Source organism: Leptospira kirschneri serovar Cynopteri str. 3522 CT, assembly GCF_000243695.2.
In the GTDB taxonomy this organism is placed as follows: domain Bacteria; phylum Spirochaetota; class Leptospiria; order Leptospirales; family Leptospiraceae; genus Leptospira; species Leptospira kirschneri.
In genome coordinates, this window is the sequence record NZ_AHMN02000010.1 from 65836 (window position 1) to 82348 (window position 16513).

17 protein-coding genes and 1 pseudogene are annotated in these 16513 nt (G+C 36.1%); 15 read left to right on the plus strand and 3 right to left on the minus strand.

The window, feature by feature from the left end; translation table 11 throughout:
* The first annotated feature begins 1 nt into the window (after position 1).
* The 15 genes from LEP1GSC049_RS214135 to LEP1GSC049_RS214065 all read left to right on the plus strand — a co-directional run bounded on the left by LEP1GSC049_RS214135 (position 2) and on the right by LEP1GSC049_RS214065 (position 10795).
* Entirely contained in the window at positions 2 to 412 is a 411-nt protein-coding gene (locus LEP1GSC049_RS214135; RefSeq protein ID WP_004750799.1) for a phage structural protein, read from the plus strand.
* Positions 409 to 792: an LIC_12613 family protein gene (locus LEP1GSC049_RS214130; RefSeq protein WP_016560892.1), complete on the plus strand. Its 384-nt coding sequence runs from the start codon at positions 409 to 411 to the stop codon at positions 790 to 792. Before LEP1GSC049_RS214135 ends, LEP1GSC049_RS214130 begins: the two co-directional genes overlap by 4 nt.
* A 43-nt stretch (positions 793 to 835) precedes the next feature.
* Positions 836 to 1054: a hypothetical protein gene (locus LEP1GSC049_RS214125; RefSeq protein WP_016560852.1), complete on the plus strand. Its 219-nt coding sequence runs from the start codon at positions 836 to 838 to the stop codon at positions 1052 to 1054.
* Positions 1055 to 1115: 61 nt separating this feature from the next.
* The gene (locus LEP1GSC049_RS214120) at positions 1116 to 2921 is read left to right on the plus strand and encodes an LIC12611 family phage tail protein (RefSeq protein WP_004763137.1); all 1806 of its coding nucleotides are present in this window, start codon (positions 1116 to 1118) and stop codon (positions 2919 to 2921) included.
* On the plus strand, positions 2918 to 3529 hold the full coding sequence (locus LEP1GSC049_RS214115) for a phage baseplate protein (RefSeq protein ID WP_004763139.1): 612 nt from the start codon (positions 2918 to 2920) through the stop codon (positions 3527 to 3529). Before LEP1GSC049_RS214120 ends, LEP1GSC049_RS214115 begins: the two co-directional genes overlap by 4 nt.
* Positions 3530 to 3546: 17 nt before the next feature.
* Entirely contained in the window at positions 3547 to 3885 is a 339-nt protein-coding gene (locus LEP1GSC049_RS214110) for a phage baseplate plug family protein (protein ID WP_004750399.1), read from the plus strand.
* Positions 3882 to 4700 (plus strand): phage protein, encoded by an 819-nt coding sequence (locus tag LEP1GSC049_RS214105; protein ID WP_004763053.1) that lies wholly within the window; start codon positions 3882 to 3884, stop codon positions 4698 to 4700. Before LEP1GSC049_RS214110 ends, LEP1GSC049_RS214105 begins: the two co-directional genes overlap by 4 nt.
* Complete coding sequence (locus tag LEP1GSC049_RS214100) at positions 4697 to 5380, plus strand: Gp138 family membrane-puncturing spike protein (RefSeq protein WP_004763103.1); 684 nt, start codon at positions 4697 to 4699, stop codon at positions 5378 to 5380. The genes LEP1GSC049_RS214105 and LEP1GSC049_RS214100 overlap by 4 nt, the downstream gene beginning before the upstream one ends.
* Positions 5377 to 5721: a contractile injection system sheath initiator gene (locus LEP1GSC049_RS214095; protein WP_004763049.1), complete on the plus strand. Its 345-nt coding sequence runs from the start codon at positions 5377 to 5379 to the stop codon at positions 5719 to 5721. Before LEP1GSC049_RS214100 ends, LEP1GSC049_RS214095 begins: the two co-directional genes overlap by 4 nt.
* Complete coding sequence (locus tag LEP1GSC049_RS214090) at positions 5721 to 6935, plus strand: baseplate J/gp47 family protein (RefSeq protein ID WP_004759538.1); 1215 nt, start codon at positions 5721 to 5723, stop codon at positions 6933 to 6935. The genes LEP1GSC049_RS214095 and LEP1GSC049_RS214090 overlap by 1 nt, the downstream gene beginning before the upstream one ends.
* The gene (locus tag LEP1GSC049_RS214085; RefSeq protein ID WP_004759647.1) at positions 6932 to 7906 is read left to right on the plus strand and encodes a phage tail protein; all 975 of its coding nucleotides are present in this window, start codon (positions 6932 to 6934) and stop codon (positions 7904 to 7906) included. The genes LEP1GSC049_RS214090 and LEP1GSC049_RS214085 overlap by 4 nt, the downstream gene beginning before the upstream one ends.
* Positions 7903 to 8178 (plus strand): LA_1064 family peroxide-responsive upregulated protein, encoded by a 276-nt coding sequence (locus LEP1GSC049_RS214080; RefSeq protein WP_016560881.1) that lies wholly within the window; start codon positions 7903 to 7905, stop codon positions 8176 to 8178. Before LEP1GSC049_RS214085 ends, LEP1GSC049_RS214080 begins: the two co-directional genes overlap by 4 nt.
* A gap of 2 nt (positions 8179 to 8180) precedes the next feature.
* The gene (locus LEP1GSC049_RS214075; RefSeq protein ID WP_016560847.1) at positions 8181 to 9050 is read left to right on the plus strand and encodes a hypothetical protein; all 870 of its coding nucleotides are present in this window, start codon (positions 8181 to 8183) and stop codon (positions 9048 to 9050) included.
* A 144-nt stretch (positions 9051 to 9194) separates the two neighbouring features.
* Positions 9195 to 10064: a hypothetical protein gene (locus tag LEP1GSC049_RS214070; protein ID WP_016560889.1), complete on the plus strand. Its 870-nt coding sequence runs from the start codon at positions 9195 to 9197 to the stop codon at positions 10062 to 10064.
* Positions 10064 to 10795 (plus strand): hypothetical protein, encoded by a 732-nt coding sequence (locus LEP1GSC049_RS214065; protein WP_016560878.1) that lies wholly within the window; start codon positions 10064 to 10066, stop codon positions 10793 to 10795. The genes LEP1GSC049_RS214070 and LEP1GSC049_RS214065 overlap by 1 nt, the downstream gene beginning before the upstream one ends.
* A 1674-nt stretch (positions 10796 to 12469) precedes the next feature.
* On the opposite strand, the pseudogene LEP1GSC049_RS214060 reads toward LEP1GSC049_RS214065, so the two are convergent.
* The 3 genes and pseudogenes from LEP1GSC049_RS214060 to LEP1GSC049_RS214050 all read right to left on the minus strand — a co-directional run bounded on the left by LEP1GSC049_RS214060 (position 12470) and on the right by LEP1GSC049_RS214050 (position 16469).
* Positions 12470 to 13361 (minus strand): annotated as a pseudogene (locus LEP1GSC049_RS214060) (alpha/beta fold hydrolase).
* A 105-nt stretch (positions 13362 to 13466) separates the two neighbouring features.
* Positions 13467 to 14765, minus strand: coding sequence for an adenylate/guanylate cyclase domain-containing protein (locus LEP1GSC049_RS214055; RefSeq protein WP_016560854.1), 1299 nt, complete (start codon positions 14763 to 14765; stop codon positions 13467 to 13469).
* Positions 14766 to 15383: 618 nt separating this feature from the next.
* Entirely contained in the window at positions 15384 to 16469 is a 1086-nt protein-coding gene (locus LEP1GSC049_RS214050; RefSeq protein WP_016560877.1) for a hypothetical protein, read from the minus strand.
* Between the last annotated feature and the right edge of the window lie 44 nt (positions 16470 to 16513).

Sequence of the window (16513 nt, forward strand, 5' to 3'; positions counted from 1 at the left end):
AATGAACGGTATTTGGGATCCAAAGAAATTAAACGTTAACTGCAGCGGAAGAGACGTGTCGGGTATGAGTCAAGCGGACGGTTTTTTTAAAATCGAACCCGTAACCAAAGAATACATACTTTCTCAAGTAGGTATCAAAGGAGATTGGAACATCTCTGAAATATATGACGGAAGAGTAAAGTTGTCTATCGTACTGATGGGGGACTCTCCTGAAAACGAGCTCTTTTTTGCGATGGGTGAAGGACGTCTTCCTTGTGTATTCACTATTAAGGATAAAAGCGACGGTGGAATGCTTGGCTTTTCCGCACAGGGAAGAGTTTGGGAAAGACCAAACATAGAAAAAGGTAAGGAATACAAAGACAAAACCTGGGTGTTCCTTCTTCCGGACTATAAAGGAGTTTTGACGGCATGAGTGGAGAAAGTATCGTAAATATTTCGAATATTCATAAAGTAGAATATTCTAAGTTAAAAAATGGCTCGGAAGGCGAGACTCCATCTGAGCCCATTTTGGAAACCGTGGACGACGACGCCAAAGTCGCTCAGATCCTTTTTGTGGACGGTAAAAGATATAAACTTCAACATCCTGGTAATAGAAAGGCGCTTCGTTGGAGACAGGAATCTATTTCTCTTACCGAAGGATTGAATCAGGACAAACTTCTGGATAAGTTCTTTAAGTTTTGCGTAAAACCTGTGGATCATACCTTTGAACCTACGTTAGACGGAGTTGAACCAAATCACGTGGAGGTGTGGCTGTATATAGCGAACCGATTTCTTAAGTGGGAGTTGGAATAAAAGGTTCCCGGATTTTGGAGAAAGTCCTTCTACAGAAGAATGGATGAAGTGGATCGACGAAGAAGTGGATCGAGAGCTTTTCTTTTGGAGACCTTTTATTTTAGGTGCGGCGCATTTTACGACTAAAGAACTCGAAAATGCGTCCACCGTTCTTTATATGAAAATGATGGAAGTGGTAGATAGAAGAAAAAAAAGAGAAGCCGAAGAAAAATCTGAAGAACTTAAATTTTTGGCCAGGTTGATTCAAGGTTCTAGTTTTTAAGAGTTTCATAATATTTTAAATAATTTATATAAAAATAAAATAAGATTGGATGATAAAAAATATGGCAGAGCGGGAAGTAAATATTGCAATTAAAATAAATGTGGATTCTAAGGATGCTTTTTCTGTAATTGAAAAGGATCTGAAAAAACTAAAATCAGGGATCATAGACTTTTCGGACGCTACGAGTCTTACTTCTCAAAGAGGGATTAAGTCTTGGAAGGATTTGACGGATTCGGTTCAAAATTTTGTAAAAGGAGGGGCCGATTTATCTATTTTTGCGAGTCGTTTAAAAACGACCGAATCCAATCTCACCAGTTTGTATTTTAAATTAAAAGGAAATGCAAAACTAGAAACCGAGTTTTTTGGACTTGCTAAGTCTGCGGGTTTTAGCGAAAGACAAATCGCAAAACTGGATTTTCAACTCAATGCCAGCGCTAAAACTGCGACTTTGCTTTCTTCCGTATTCAAAGGTTTTGCTCAGATAGGTTCTTACGCTTTTAATTCTATCATTGCTCCTTCTTTTGAAACAGGAATTGCATTAGAAAAACAGATTGTAATTTTGAAAAACCTTTCTGGGAACGAATTTCCAAAACTACAAGACGCAATCAATAATACCATACGAACTTCTAGAGGACTGGCCACACAAAAAGAACTTACCGAAGCCGCAAACGAGGCGATCAGAGCCGGAGCTTCGGTTGAATTTATTTCTAAAAATCTCTCTGGACTCCAAAAAGTGTCCAGACTTACGAATCAAGATTTAACGTCTTCTATGAAAGAGGCTTATAAAGCAATTGAAGACGGTTCCGAAGATTTTTTAAAAAGTAACGGGGCTCTGTTTTCCAGTTATTCTGCCGAGTTTAAACAGATAAACGAATCCGGTATGTCTGCCGCTGATAAACGGTTAGCAAGGGAAAAATTAATTTCTACGGCTTTAAATGAAAATAGTATATTACAAAATACTTATGGATATCACGTTAAAGACGCTTCTGTAATTTTAGAAAGGTTTGATAAAACTATAGAAAGATTAAAGGAAAGTTTCGGACTTTTAATTGCACAGGCGCTAACTCCTTCTTTGAACGTGATCGGAGACTTGATCGATTATTTTACGATCGGTGGGGAAAGTTTGGAATATATGGAAGACGTATTGATCATTTTTGGAAGTATTTTGGTAGGGGTGTTAGGAGCAATTGCTGCTCAGATGATTGTTACGTCTGGAATTACTTTTGGAGCTATGATTCCTTCTTTATTGAGTATGGCGGCGGCCGGTTTTATGGCGATTGCTCCTTGGATTGTGTGGATTGCCATCGGAGTTGCGTTAGGCGCCATGTTTGCGATCATCATTTTAGTCATTAAGGATTTATACAAATGGTTTACCGGAAGTGAATCAGCGATCGGTAAATTTTTAGGACCTTTTGCGAATATTAAAAAAATGTTTAGGGATTTAATAGATTGGTTCAAAGCTCTTCCGGGAAAAATCTTAAATTCCCTCGGAGAACTCGGATCGGAGATTCAAAAGAAATTAGGTGGAATTTTTCCGCTACAGTTATTGAAAGTTCTCGGGATTACTTCTAATCAGTCCAGTGACGTGAAAAAAGTGGACGATGCACTCATTACAAAACAAGGCCAGATCGTACAATTTCACCCAGACGACAATTTGGTAGCCGTAAAAGATCTAGGAGTGTTGGGCGGATCCAAGTCAAAAAGCGGAGGTAATTCAGTTAACATCAACATCGCCAATGTAGTGTTAGGTTCTGCCTCTACAAAAGAAGATGCGAATGTGTTTGCATCTTATTTGGAAAAGGAATTGGAAAAAATTGCGATTAAAATCGGGCTCGGAGCGGGTATTTCACCGGAGGCGGTTTCATGAAAATTTTAAATGGTAGGGATAGGATCGCACTTACTGACGGAGACGAAGAAGTGGAATTGAATGTTTCTTTAGGTATTCAACACTCTTATCCGGTGGAGATTACTCGTCATACTGTAGAAAAAGAAAAAGGAATGACCTCAATTACAGATCACGTGATTCCCGGTCAAAGAGGTATTTCGCTTAACGTTTTACTTTCGTCTTCAACGGACTTGTTGGTCTTAAATAAAAAAAGCGTGGATGATAAATTGGAGACTTTGGTTCGTTGGCAGTCCCAAGGAACGTTAGTCACTTTGCTTGGATATTCTACGGGTGGAATTATTTCTAAAATTCTTTCTATGTTACCATCTTTGTTCCGTTTTGTGGAACCGGATGATCCTGATAAAAGATATCTAGGACGTTCTACGGATGAAATTCCAAATCTTTTGATCGGAGATTTGAATATCCAAGAAGCCAAGGAGACTGGAAACGACGTGTCTTTGAGTTTGTCTTTGTTTCCCGTGGTAATCGCGGAGGCAAAGACGAGACAATTGAATACGGTTAAATCCGCGGGTAAAAGAACTACACAGACTCAAACAAAATCCGGAACCCCGGCCAAAAAAATAAATTAACGAGGATTTATACTACTATGAAAGAATTCAAATATCTACCGATTGATCAGAACATATTCCCGATTTGTTATACGTTTATGATCGAGGAAACGGAATACGAATTTGAATTCTCGCATAACACAGAAGGAGATTTTATTACCGTATTGATCAGAGATCAGGACGGGAAAGATCTCTTCGCCTCTAAGCTGTTATACGGTGTTCCGTTAAATCATATGATCGTGGACGGTTTTAATAGTTCCATTCTTTTAACTCCTTTGGATTTGGACGATCTTTACAAAGATGAATTTGAAAACATTCCTGTTAATTTGGAAACTTTCGGTTCCAGAGTGAGATTGTATTTAGGAGAAAAACAATGATCGATAATCCTAAACTTTTTGGACGTACAGTTTCTTTGGAGATTCTTCCAACGACAGGAGCTGCCAAAGAGTTTTGTTATCCTCCTTTTAATTTCGAATTTGAAACCGAATTGGACGGACTGAATCTAACTCAGGTTACGATGTATAACGTAAACGAAGAAACGTTACGTCTTGTAAGCGCTCAGATGAAGGAAAAAAAATTCCAATATCCTTCGGCGTTATTAAATGCAGGTTACAAAGACGAAAACGGTCTAGTGGTTTCAGGAGAAATCATTTATCCTAAGTGGAGACAAGAAGGAACCGATAAAAAGTTGGAATTTCAGATCAGCGGAAGCGCTGGCGCTTGGACGAGAGCGTATATTATGAAAACGTACACAAGTCTCCCTGCAAGAAACGTGATCATGGATATTCTAAATCAGGGAAATCTAAAGCCCGGAAGGATTCAATTAGGAGTTAATAAGATCGTGAATTTTAGCGCCAATACGGAGTTAGGTGATTGTATTCGTCGTTTTTGTAATTTAACAAAATCTCAATATTGGTTTCAAGACGGTCAGATCCATTTTGATTCTCTCGATCCTTCTAAAAAAAACAGCGTCATTTTTTTGGATCATTCTTCCGGATTGATCGGAGTTCCAGAAAAAGGCCAGGATACTTGGAAGGTGACCAGTCTCTTCCGCCATAAGTTTAAGAAGAATATGATCGTATCTGTAAAAGGAGGAGGACTCGACTCGGAATGTAGAATCGTTCGTGGCAAACATAAATTTTCTACCTTGGCTACGGATTGTTTTTCGGAATTAGAGGTGAAGCCGATATGACTTTAGATAAAGCGATTTTAGCTGCTATTCAAAACAATGTATCTAAGATACAAATTGGTCTTCCTGGAATTATAGAATCTTTTCAGCCTCAAGAGATGACGGCTAACGTTCGTATCCCTCTAAAAAAGGAAGACGATTCCGGACGAGAAAGGTCTTTTCCTGTTTTGTCTGGTATTAGAGTCGGCACATACTGGGCCGGAGATTTTTATATCAAACCGGATTACAAAAGAGGAGATAAGGTTTGGATTTCGTTTTCTACACACGATATATCAGACGCAATTCGAGGAATCGAATCCGTTGCTTCGGATTCTCTTTTTGATCTTCAAAGCGCCTGTGTGGTTAGCGGTTATAAAGGGAAAACTGATATTCCTGCTACCACTTCTAATTTGTCCGGGCTTGTAATCGGTCATAAGGAAGGTAAGTCTTTGATCCAACTAGACGAAGATCGGATCAAAATTCAAGGTGGTATTGCCGACTTGACCGAATCAGCGGTGTTAGGTGAAACCTTGGTGGAGTTTATCAAATCTTTGATTGATGTATTTTTGAACAACGCGGCTACGTTTACTACCAATGCGGTTCCAGGTTCTCCTGCGGGACTTGCGGCTTCGGTGATTTCTCAACTCAACGTTCGTAAATCGGAAGTAGAACAGTTACTTTCCGGGAAGGTGAAATTAGGATGAAAGGAATTAAAATAGAGAACAAGGACATGGTGCTCGCCGGAGGACGGTCAGTGATCATTCAAGATTTAGAATATTATTCTCAAAGAATTAGACATTCGATCCGTTTGTTTCTGGGAGAGTCCGTCTATGAGCCGTTAAGCGGAGTGGACTGGAGAACCGTTTTTTCCACGAAGGTCTCTAGGGATCGGATTTTGACGGAAATTAAAAAGACGATCCAAAAAGATCCCGAAACCGTTTCGGTCGAAAAAGTGGAATTGGTAGAGAGGGAAAGTTCGAGCCGGGGAATATATATTCAATTTTCTGCAATTACAAAATATGGAATCGTTACGGGAGAATTATAATGGCAGGAGTCAGCGAACAAGGTTTTATCCGAAAAAGTAGAGAGGAAATTCTATCAGAATTGGAGGAAGGTTATAAAACTCGCCTGGGCGGGGACATTGATCTTTCTATCGTCAGTGAAGACGGAATTCGTATGAGGATTTTAGCAGATGAACTAGATAAAATTCACCAGCTCGCGGAAAAAGTGTTTTATTCTAATTTTGCACATACCGCTTTCGGTGTTTCTTTGGATCGGGTTTTAAATCCTCTAGGCTCGGAACGTCAACCGGCTAAACGTTCTATAGTTGTTCTTAGGTTTTCAGGAATGGATGGTGCAGTGGTTCCGGCCGGAGTTATTTGTCAAACCGGCAACGGGTTACTTTTTATCACGATTGAATCGGGGGTTTTATCGGGCGGACACGTAGACTTGAATGCACAAGCATTAGAAATTTCTTATGGAGTAAACGGAAACGTAAATGCCAATTCGATCACTACGATTAATACGGCGGTTAGTGGGATTGATTTAGTTACCAACCCGGAACCGTCTAGAGGAGGGCGCGCGATAGAAACCGACTCTGAATATCTGAATCGTTTTATTCAAGAAGGAGTAAACGGAGGTTCTTCCGCTGCAAATGTTCAAGGTGTTTTGAACAACGTTCCCTCCGTACTCAATGCGATTGTGTATGAGAATAACACCGATTTTACGGATGTGGACGGAAGACCACCACATTCTATGGAAGCCGTAATAGAAGGTGGTTCTTCTGAGGAGATCGGGGAAGTTTTTTTAAGAAATTGGCCGGGAGGAATCGAATCTTACGGTTTGGAATTTACTACCGCTTTTGACAATAAAGGTGTTCCCAGAACTTACTATTTCAATAGACCGACAGACGTTCTTGTTTATGTAAAAATTGATATTGTAAGAGATCTAAATCTTTGGGTGCAGGGTTCTGACTCGGTCGTAAAAACGAATTGTATCAAAGTGATAGGAGGAGTGGACACGATTACTTCTACTTCCACTTATTATAAAGGAGAAGGAACGGGTGCAGATGTATTTGCATGGAAATTGATCGCAGCTCAGAGCGCTCTTCAGGAATTCGATTCCGTAAAGGTATTAGGAATTAAATCCATGACCGTAAAGGTAGGTCAAACTTCTCCGGCTACACAAGATGTACTGCCAATCAATAGCAGACAACGTGCGAAGTTGATCACAGCCAATATTCAGGTGAATTTTATATGACCTATTTAAACGAAGTATTAGAAAAATATCCTTCCTCGATCTTTACGAGAGATTCGGATTCTACGATTGCAAAAAAGTGGGAAGTGGAACTTGAATTGTTAAACGAAGTCCGCTCCATATTAGAATCGATTTCCGGAATTACGGATTATAGGGTTCAAAACGGAACTGTTTTAGATTTGATCGGAAAGAATTTAAAACAACCTCGGAACGGAATGGACGATTTTCGTTATAAGATCTTTCTTTCGATCGCGCGTCAAAAACGTAAATCGAAAGGTGATATTTTTTCGATGAACGAAATCGGATCCCAAATACTTACCGGAATAGGAACGTTATACGAAATCAAAGAACTTTGTTACGGTGGTGTTCCGATGCTATTGGATGCTACGTATACTCTCAATGGGGAATATCCGCTTTCTGGAAGTACAAAAAGACCCGCTACGATTGAAGTAATTTTTACCGGTTCCATCGACGAACTTCCTGTAGTTCCGGAATTTAATCAAGCGATCGCACAAATTCGCCCCGGAGGTGTAAAGGCGATCATTCGATATCGTTTCGAAATGTCTACGTTAGGCGGAAGATTGTATGGAGAATCCATCCGTACTCCGTATTTGGATGGGAGTTGGTCCTTAAACGGGTTCACTCTTTTGTCCGGAGAAAAAGTTAAAATCCGACCTTATGAAATCGCTTTCGGGATCGGAGGATTGGAAGGAGGAATTCCCAGAGCTCCTAAAATCGGAGATACTGGTTTGCAGAATGAAATCTACCGAAAGTTAGTCGAAATCCGATCCGACTCGGATGGGAATCGTTATTTTCAAACGACAGTCAAACAGGGAGAGATGATGGGTTATGGAATTAATGAGATAGGACTTTTTGACGAGGACGGGGAGTTATTATATCTTAAAACTTTCCCTTCTAAAGATAAGGATCATCTCATAGTTTACGATTTTGTAATAAAGGAGGAGTTTCAGTGATTCAAATACTTGCAAGAGAAACCAATGTAGAATTTGCCGGAACGGGGAAATTCAGAATCGAATTACTTCCGATTGCACTGTTTAAAACACACGAAAGTCTTTTAGAATACTGCAATCGAAAAGGATATAAAAAAAACGGTTCTGGATTAGATGCTGAGTTTACGAGAGAAGAGGATTTAAAACCAGTTCGGAATCGTTTGAAGAAGTATGTAGACCAGCCTTTTAAAGTATATGAGAAGTTTATTATATTAGAACAAGAATTAAAGGAGTGATTATGGCGGTATTCAATCCAGTAAAAACAAGAACTTGGAGCAAAAATACTCCTGCGGATGGGGATCTAATCGACGACGAGTTTGATCGCCAATATGAAAATTTTCAATATTTAAAGGATCGGATCGATTCGACTGACATAAATTTGGCGAATTTTCTGATTCCGATCGGAAGTATCATCGAAGACGGTTTGAACCTGGCTCCTTCTGCTAACTTTAAGGACGCGAACGCCCAGGCAATTTCTAGAAACACATTTGTTACTTTATGGAACTCGGTACATCGAGCGATTACAGGGATCGTTCCCACAACGGATCGAATCAGTTGTACAAATCATGGATGTATAGAGGGTCAATTGGTAAAGTTTTCTTTTACAGGGGGAGGGATTACAGCATTAGTGAATTATTATGTACGAAATCCGACTACAAATGACTTTCAGGTTTCTTCAGCTTCAACCGGTTCGATTTTAGATCTAACTTCTTCTCAAACTGGAGAGATGATTATAAATATTGAATATGGATTTGGAGACGGTTCTACTACGTACAACATTCCAGATCGTCGTGGTATTTTTGCGAGAGGTGCAGGTATACATGGAACAAGAGCTAAAGCAGCCGGTGGGAATTATGACGGTGGTGCAGTTGGATATGCGGGGCAGGATCAAATGCAGCCTCACTTTCACGCCTCGCCTGCAAACGGAGGGCTACCATTTGCAGTAATTGGTAGTGGATCGAGTTGGCTAAACACAGGATCATCGAATTCCGGTGTAAGCTCGCAAACCGGAGTTATGGTCTCCGACGGAACCAACGGCACGCCTCGAACCGGAAACGAAACGACTCCCGCGTATATTGCCGTGAAATACAAAGTGAGGGTTCTATGAACATTAAATTCATAAATTATAATTTAAGAATATTTATATTTAAAGTTATGAAACTAAAACAAAAATCTCTAAAATACTTAAGAAAACCTGTTTTTTTATACAATAGAATCCGGATTTCGTTCCTATTCTGTTTAGGAGTTTATGATGGCTCTATTTAATTCAGCAAAAACTAGGGTTTGGAGTAAGAGCACTCCTGCGGATGGAGATCTAATCGATGAAGAAGTAGATCGGCAATACGAAAACGATCAGTATTTAAAGGATCGTATCGATCTGGCAGAAAGTAATTTTCTGGCGACTCAAATTCCTTTGGGTGGAATTATCGAAGATAATCTGAACATAACTTCTACCTCTAATTTTAAGGATGCAAATGGACAATCTATTTCTAGAACTAGCTTTTCGGCTCTTTGGAATTTAGTCAAAAGATCTATTACAGGGATCGTTCCCGCAACGGATCGAATCAGTTGTACAAATCATGGATGTATAGAGGGTCAACTTGTAAAATTTTCTTTTACAGGGGGAGGAATTACCGCATTAGTAAATTATTATGTACGAAATCCAACTACCAACGACTTTCAGATTTCTTCTACCTCTACGGGTTCAATTTTAGATCTAACTTCTTCTCAAACAGGAGAGATGATTATAAATATTGAATACGGTTTTGGAGACGGTTCGACTACGTATAACATTCCAGATCGTCGTGGTATTTTTGCGAGAGGTGCAGGTATACATGGAACAAGAGCTAAGGCAGCCGGTGGTAATTATGACGGTGGTGCAGTTGGATATGCGGGGCAGGATATGATGTTTGATCATCGTCATAATTTTAGCTATAACAATGTTTTCGGTATAATTGGAGGCTCTGGGGGCTACTGGCTTAACGGGGGTGGGACAAATGCGGGCAACGCAAATCTAGTTATACTAGAGCCAATGACCGACGGCGTTAACGGGACGCCACGCCGGGGCAACGAAACTACCCCAGCATTTATTGCAGTAAAATATAAAGTGAGGATAGCATAATGAATTATATATTAGAAAAATCGAATCAGAAAGTAATTTGGATCAACACGGATCCAAATCGACTCATCGGAGAAAAAGCCTGGGGGAACTTTAAACCCAACCAACACGAAATCGTATATTCTCTTCACTACAATCCAGAAATCGGAGAAACGTTTCTTGCGGAAATTAAAGACGGAGTAACACAAGATTTTATTCCCGAAAAAGTATATAACAAAATTACCGGAGAGGAAAGAGTTTTACAGAGTTGGGAAGATAAAATAGATTTAGATACAGAAACGGAGATGGAACCGTTAAAAGACTCTACCGGAAAATTGGCAGAGTATCAAAAATATACGGATTCCGGTTGGATAATAAACCAAGAGCGCAAAAAGGAATCTCTTTTAGAGAGGAATAGTCAGACTTTTTATTCCAAAATCAATTCTTATAGAAGTACGGTTAATTATCGTAACACATCTTGGGATTCCGGTAAAACGTATTTAGAGAATATTCAAAAAACATTAACTATTTATAACAAACAACGAATTAGTTCTATTCCGGAATGGAGGGATACAAATGACCAATTCCATTCTTTGAACGTAGAAGAATTATCGGAACTATCAGATTTAATCGAATTGGATCTTTTTAATGCGGGCAGAATTTTATACTCTAAAAAATGGGAAATGGAAGAAAAAATTCAAAATTTAAAACCCGAAGAGTTTCTAGATTTGTCTCTAACATGGGCCTTGAGTTGAGAATAATATAGAAAACCTATATTTGTAATCAGAAACTACAAGTAAAGGTTTTTGGGTGAAGCAAGATTTTTTCGATTTAACTTCTTTGAGCGGCTCTTGGAGTTTAGATTGTTCCAATCAATATGTATTTTTGTGTTTGGTTACGGTTAAAAATAATTTTGATACTTTCAAGTTCTAAGAGTCGCTTAAGGTTGCGTTTTATTTTTAGATTTTTAATAATATTACTAAATTATAATTTTCTAGAAAATTCAAACGAATGATCGTCCAATCAAATTTCTGTATAAAATCGCTGTTTTGCGAACTTTATAGACTCAAAAATTTATTTTTATATAAACTTTCGAAATAAAAAACCATCCGAGAGATTGATAAAAATTTATTATTTATAAACTCTATCCAATAATTCTTTTACTTCTCACTATTTTTTTATAACTGAACTGGTTTAAAGAATTTCATAATCTTTAAAGTTTTTTCGAAAAGCCCTGTAATTTCTAAAACTGTATTTGAATCGATTTTCTTAGCAGACATCTTACTCGTATCTTACAGCTTTCCTAGTTCAATGTCTTTGTATCTCTTTTAAGGTCAGTCTTTCTGCAGTAGTTATAGTTATGATTTCAATTTAGATCGAACAAGTTTATTTTAAAATCGGGGATAAAGTTTTTTAAAATATCAAGATCTTACTACTCGGACGCATAAATAGAATACTTGGGTTAGATTGTTTCAAAAATTTGAATGTTTTGGTCCTGCTCTAAAATGCCGTAAATCCCCAATTTGCGCCATTTTTTCGTAAATTCGGCCGTTAATAACTTGATACTATTTTTATACGTCTGAGTAGTAATTTGTTAAAATGAACTGATCTAAAAATCGATTTCCAACCGCGATCAAAAACGAATGGAATTACAACGGAAGTTGATTGTGTTGGTTACTATAGATTTTTGTAATATAACCGAGTAGTAAGAATAGATACAAGTTGGTTTTGTTTTCGAATTTAAAACAATAAATTGGTTTGTTTTTGTTTGAGTTCTTCGGAAATAAAATTGGATTTGGAAAGTTCTTACCGATCTCTATAAAATTGAGTACCGTTAATTTTATCACAAAACACTGATTCCATGCAAAATATTAGGTACTTTATTATATAGTTATGAGTAGTTTTCTAAATCTAGTAGTTTAGAAAGTAATGTGTTTTTAAAAAATATGACGGTTTCTTTTTTATTTTGGAACGTTTTCGAATCGGTTGATCATTAAAATTGTTTACTTTAGGTTTTTATTGAGTCTTTTAAATCACGAATAGCTACTTTGATTTGTAGTTGAATTTTTTTGAAAATTTATAAAGAATGTAACAACTTGTTCTAAAGTTTCAACGATACTTCTTTAGAAATTTTTAATAAAGCACAACAACTCTTATAAAAACCGTCGCATTTGACAATATATGAAATTTTAAACAGTTATAATATCTTTAAATTTTTCCATATTTTGAGATTTCGGAACAATTAGATATTCATTACATACGAATGATAACACAAAACGAAAATTACTCTATAAAAAACAACTAACGGTACTTAATGTGAGCAGGACGTAAAAAAACGGGGCGAATCCGGCTTTAGTTTGAAAGAGCGTTCTGCTAAAGTTTCCCCGCATTGATCCCTTTCGCGTTAACTCACATTAATTAGGTTAAATTTACTTAATTGATTCTAAAAAAATCTTTTCTAAAAGAATTTTTTGAGTCCAAGGAATAAAATGATCTTCTTTTTCTAATTCGATAGTAGTGAGTCTAGAAGAAGAAAATATAGATTTAAAGAATTCTAAATTATGAAAAGGTACTAAAGAATCTTCTTTTCCGTGAATGAGTATGATTTTACAGGGAATCAATTCCCAAAATTTTTCTAAAGATTCCAACTGGGATTTAAGAGGAAACATTTCGTCGTTGCTATTTTTGAGACTTGTTGGTAAAAGATTTTTAACCCAAACCCAGTTTGCGATTTGGTTATACCAACGAATTTCTTCTTCTTTAGAGCTTAGAGGTGCGGCGAGTAAAACGAGAGTATCAATTTTGTAAGAAAAAATTATGGAGATTCTTGCAGCAATTGGACCTCCGTAAGAATGTCCTACGAGAACGATTTTAATATTTTCGTCTAACGGAATCTGATTTAAAAAACTTTGAATTGTTTTTCCTAGGATAGAAGCTTGTTTTTCTATGTCCGGAATCGTTTCGTTTGGGTCTGAATTTCCAAAACCGGGTCTGTCCATGGCAAAAATGCAAAATTTTTTATTTAAGGTTTTATTTTCCAAATACCAAGAATAATTTTGCCAGCCTCCGGGGGAGCCATGTATGAATATTAAAATATTTTGATTTTTTAAATTACATCCTGATGCAACTCCGTAGATTTGTTTTCCTTCCACATTAAAATTAAATTCTTTGTAATTGATTCCAGAATTTTTGAAAAGAATGAGACTCTCTTTTGGTTTTTTTTTTCAGATCTTCCGGAATGTTACAAGAATTTCCCAAAAAAAGAAACAGAAAAAAAACAAAACAAATTCGGAATATACATCCGGAGTCTTTATAAGACATAAAGACAAAATTAAATTTGTGTATTGAATTCGATTTCTGAGAAGATCGTTTCATAAAAAAGTCATTTTATAAAAATCTATATCATAAATTCTTAAATCTTTTTTCTTAGAAGGGAAGTTCTCCATTTTGAATTTGAGAATAAAATCTAAGAAAAGTTTGATTTGGTTTTAATTCGTCTTCAGGATCATGTAGACCTTCTCGAATTTTTTTTACTAAATACATATCGATTTCTCCTTTGTTTTTCGCTTTAATTTTACCTCTATGATCGCAGATAAAAAAATCTTTAATTTTTTCAAAAGTTTCTTGGGATATATTTACTTCTCCCGGAATTCCGGAACTTTCCATCCGGCTGGCTGTGTTTACCGAATCTCCCCAAATATCGTATGCGAATTTTTTGGTTCCGACCACACCGGCTACTACGGAACCAGTATGAATTCCAAGTCTAAGTTCCCAAAAGGGAAGATGTTTATTTTCTCTTTCCTTTTTTTTGAGACGCATAAATTTTTGAAATTCAAGACCACATAACACTGCGTCTATGGAATGTGTGTTGTTCGAGATAGGAAGCCCACCTGCGGCCATGTATGAATCTCCTATGGTTTTGATTTTTTCCATACTGTGTTTTTTAGTTATAAGATCGAACTCTCTAAAAAAAAGATCAAGTTCACTTAACAAAATTTCCGGAGACATAGATTCCGCGATCTTTGTAAAACCCGCCATATCCGTAAAAAGAACCGTAACACTTTCGTAACGAATCGGAACCACAAAATCATTTTTTTTCAATTCCTCTGCGACAGATTCGGGAAGAATATTCAATAAAAGAGAATCCGATTTTTTTCTTTCTATATTCAAATTTCTAGTAAGAATAAAAATTAAAAGTCCTGTTAAGATTTGAACAAATAAGTAATTACCACCCGCGTCCAGATAACGTTCCGTATCATTGGAATATGATTTAACTAAATCTCTATGAAAAAATTCGATACCGTATAAAAGCGCGGTTGAGGCGGCGTAAATCAAATAAACGAGCCAAACGTTATGCCTTCTAAGTAGTATGGTTGCAATTACAAGAGCGGGAATAAAGTAATAATGATTACCACCTACAGGACCGCCGTTAAAAAACCACATCCAAGAAAGATAAATCAAAATGATAAGATTAAATGGCCAAAACAGAGAATGATAGATACTTTTTGTTCTGGAAATAAAATACATACCTATCAGTAAAATTCCGGAGATAAAGTTAAGAAGAAAAATCGCTAAAAAGTTTTCTAGATAAAAAGAAGAAAACGCGCCAAAAATGTTCAAGATTCCGTTCACAAAGGAGACCGTATTGAAGAGTCTGTGTTCGAGTGAATTTTTTTTAGGATCGCCGAACAAAAAATAGACGATTTTAAGGACTGTATCGGTCACGTTTTTTACCTCTTTTAACTACAGTTTTAATTTCATATTCATTTATAAGTATTTTAGAATATTTAAATTTTATACTATTTAAAAGTGATTCTAATAATTTTTTTAGTCTAAAATAATTTATCATCGGTTTAGAGTCTAAAAACAGGATCTACTGTTTAAAAACGCTCTCATTTTTGTAATAGTTCCTACAAATTATGTCTAATTATACAACCTATCGACTTTTGAGCCATTTTGCTGTCGTCAGAAATTGTAATAGTTCCCACATTTTTCAGTAAAGTTCTGATTTCTACCACGATAAAAACATTATAAAATTTCCAAAATTCTATTTTAGAATCAGTCAATTTTTTGTAACTACTCAGAATCATATAACAGAACCCCATTTTTTTGCACCAAAACAGAACTTTGTGATAAGAAATACTAAATTTTATCTATATTAATAAATTATAAATTAATTTATAGAAATAATTAAAAACGATTGAGTTGGTAATGTAAATTGAATTTAATATTTTTATTAAAAAAATTATAATATACTAAATATATATTATACAAATAAAAAAACAGAAACAATCCAAATCGATTTCAGAAAAGATCCAAATATATAAAAGATATTCTAGAAAATCAATCCGATCGAATATTAACTTTGCGATTTCCTCCGTAAAAATAAAAAATCGCCTTAGAAATTTCAATCAGACTTGCTTTTGGAACTCCAAGGTTGTTATTTTCAAAACCGATTTGAAAAAGTAGATTCCATTGATTAAAAAGAATTTTGTACATTTTCCAGATAGAAAAATTCGGATCATAAAGATTTGTAGATTCAGAAGTGATTCCGTTTAGTTCCACGATCGAAAAATCTTTTCCGCATTTTAACTTTTCATCTGACTTATAACGAACGTCGTATCGACCAAAAAAGAATCCGGAAAAAGTTTTTGAAATTTTGTCTATTTTTTTAGAAAGTTCTTCGGTGATTAAATAACTACCATCCGTAAAAAGGGTTCCTTGGGAATGATTTCCGGCTTCGGCTAATCTTTTTATTTCACCTTTCGAAAGGACCCTATCCCATTCTTTAAAAAACCTTTCTTGAAAAATCTTCCACTGAAATTGAAATCTAGGATGACGTATAATCAAATTTTCTAAAGTGTCGATCCCGTTTCCCTTTAAAATAGGAAATGTTTTTTTAGTGATCGATAAAATTCTACCATGGGTTTCGTAAGGAAAACGATAATAGAAAATCCCTGCTTCTTTCGGACCGGGGTGATATTCCTGAACGATCAGATCCACGTTGGTATTATTCCAATATTCAAAAACTTCGTTTTTATTTTTTACTAATCGAATTCCAGAGCCTCTTTGACCAGCGTCTGGTTTTAGTATATAAGGAAATTTGAATTTATTTTTCAAGATAATCTTATAAACTAAATCGAACCTACTTTCTGCTCTGGATAATTTTAAAAATTTTAAACTATGTTTGGAATTTAAATTATTAAAAATTTGTTCTTTAGATTCTCCCACTAAACCACCCAAAGGAATTCCCGGATTGGCGGCACAGATTGTTCCCAATCCTTTGTAACGAATTGTTAAAAAAAATACATAAGGAACAAGAGGAGAATAAAAAATCCAGGAAGGCCAAAATTCAGGTCGGATTAATTTTTTAAAACGAATTTTCCAAAGAATTATTTTACGGCTCATAGAATGATAGAAACGTTTCATAAAAAATTAAAATTTGCAGATTTTAGGGTTACGTATCAAAAATT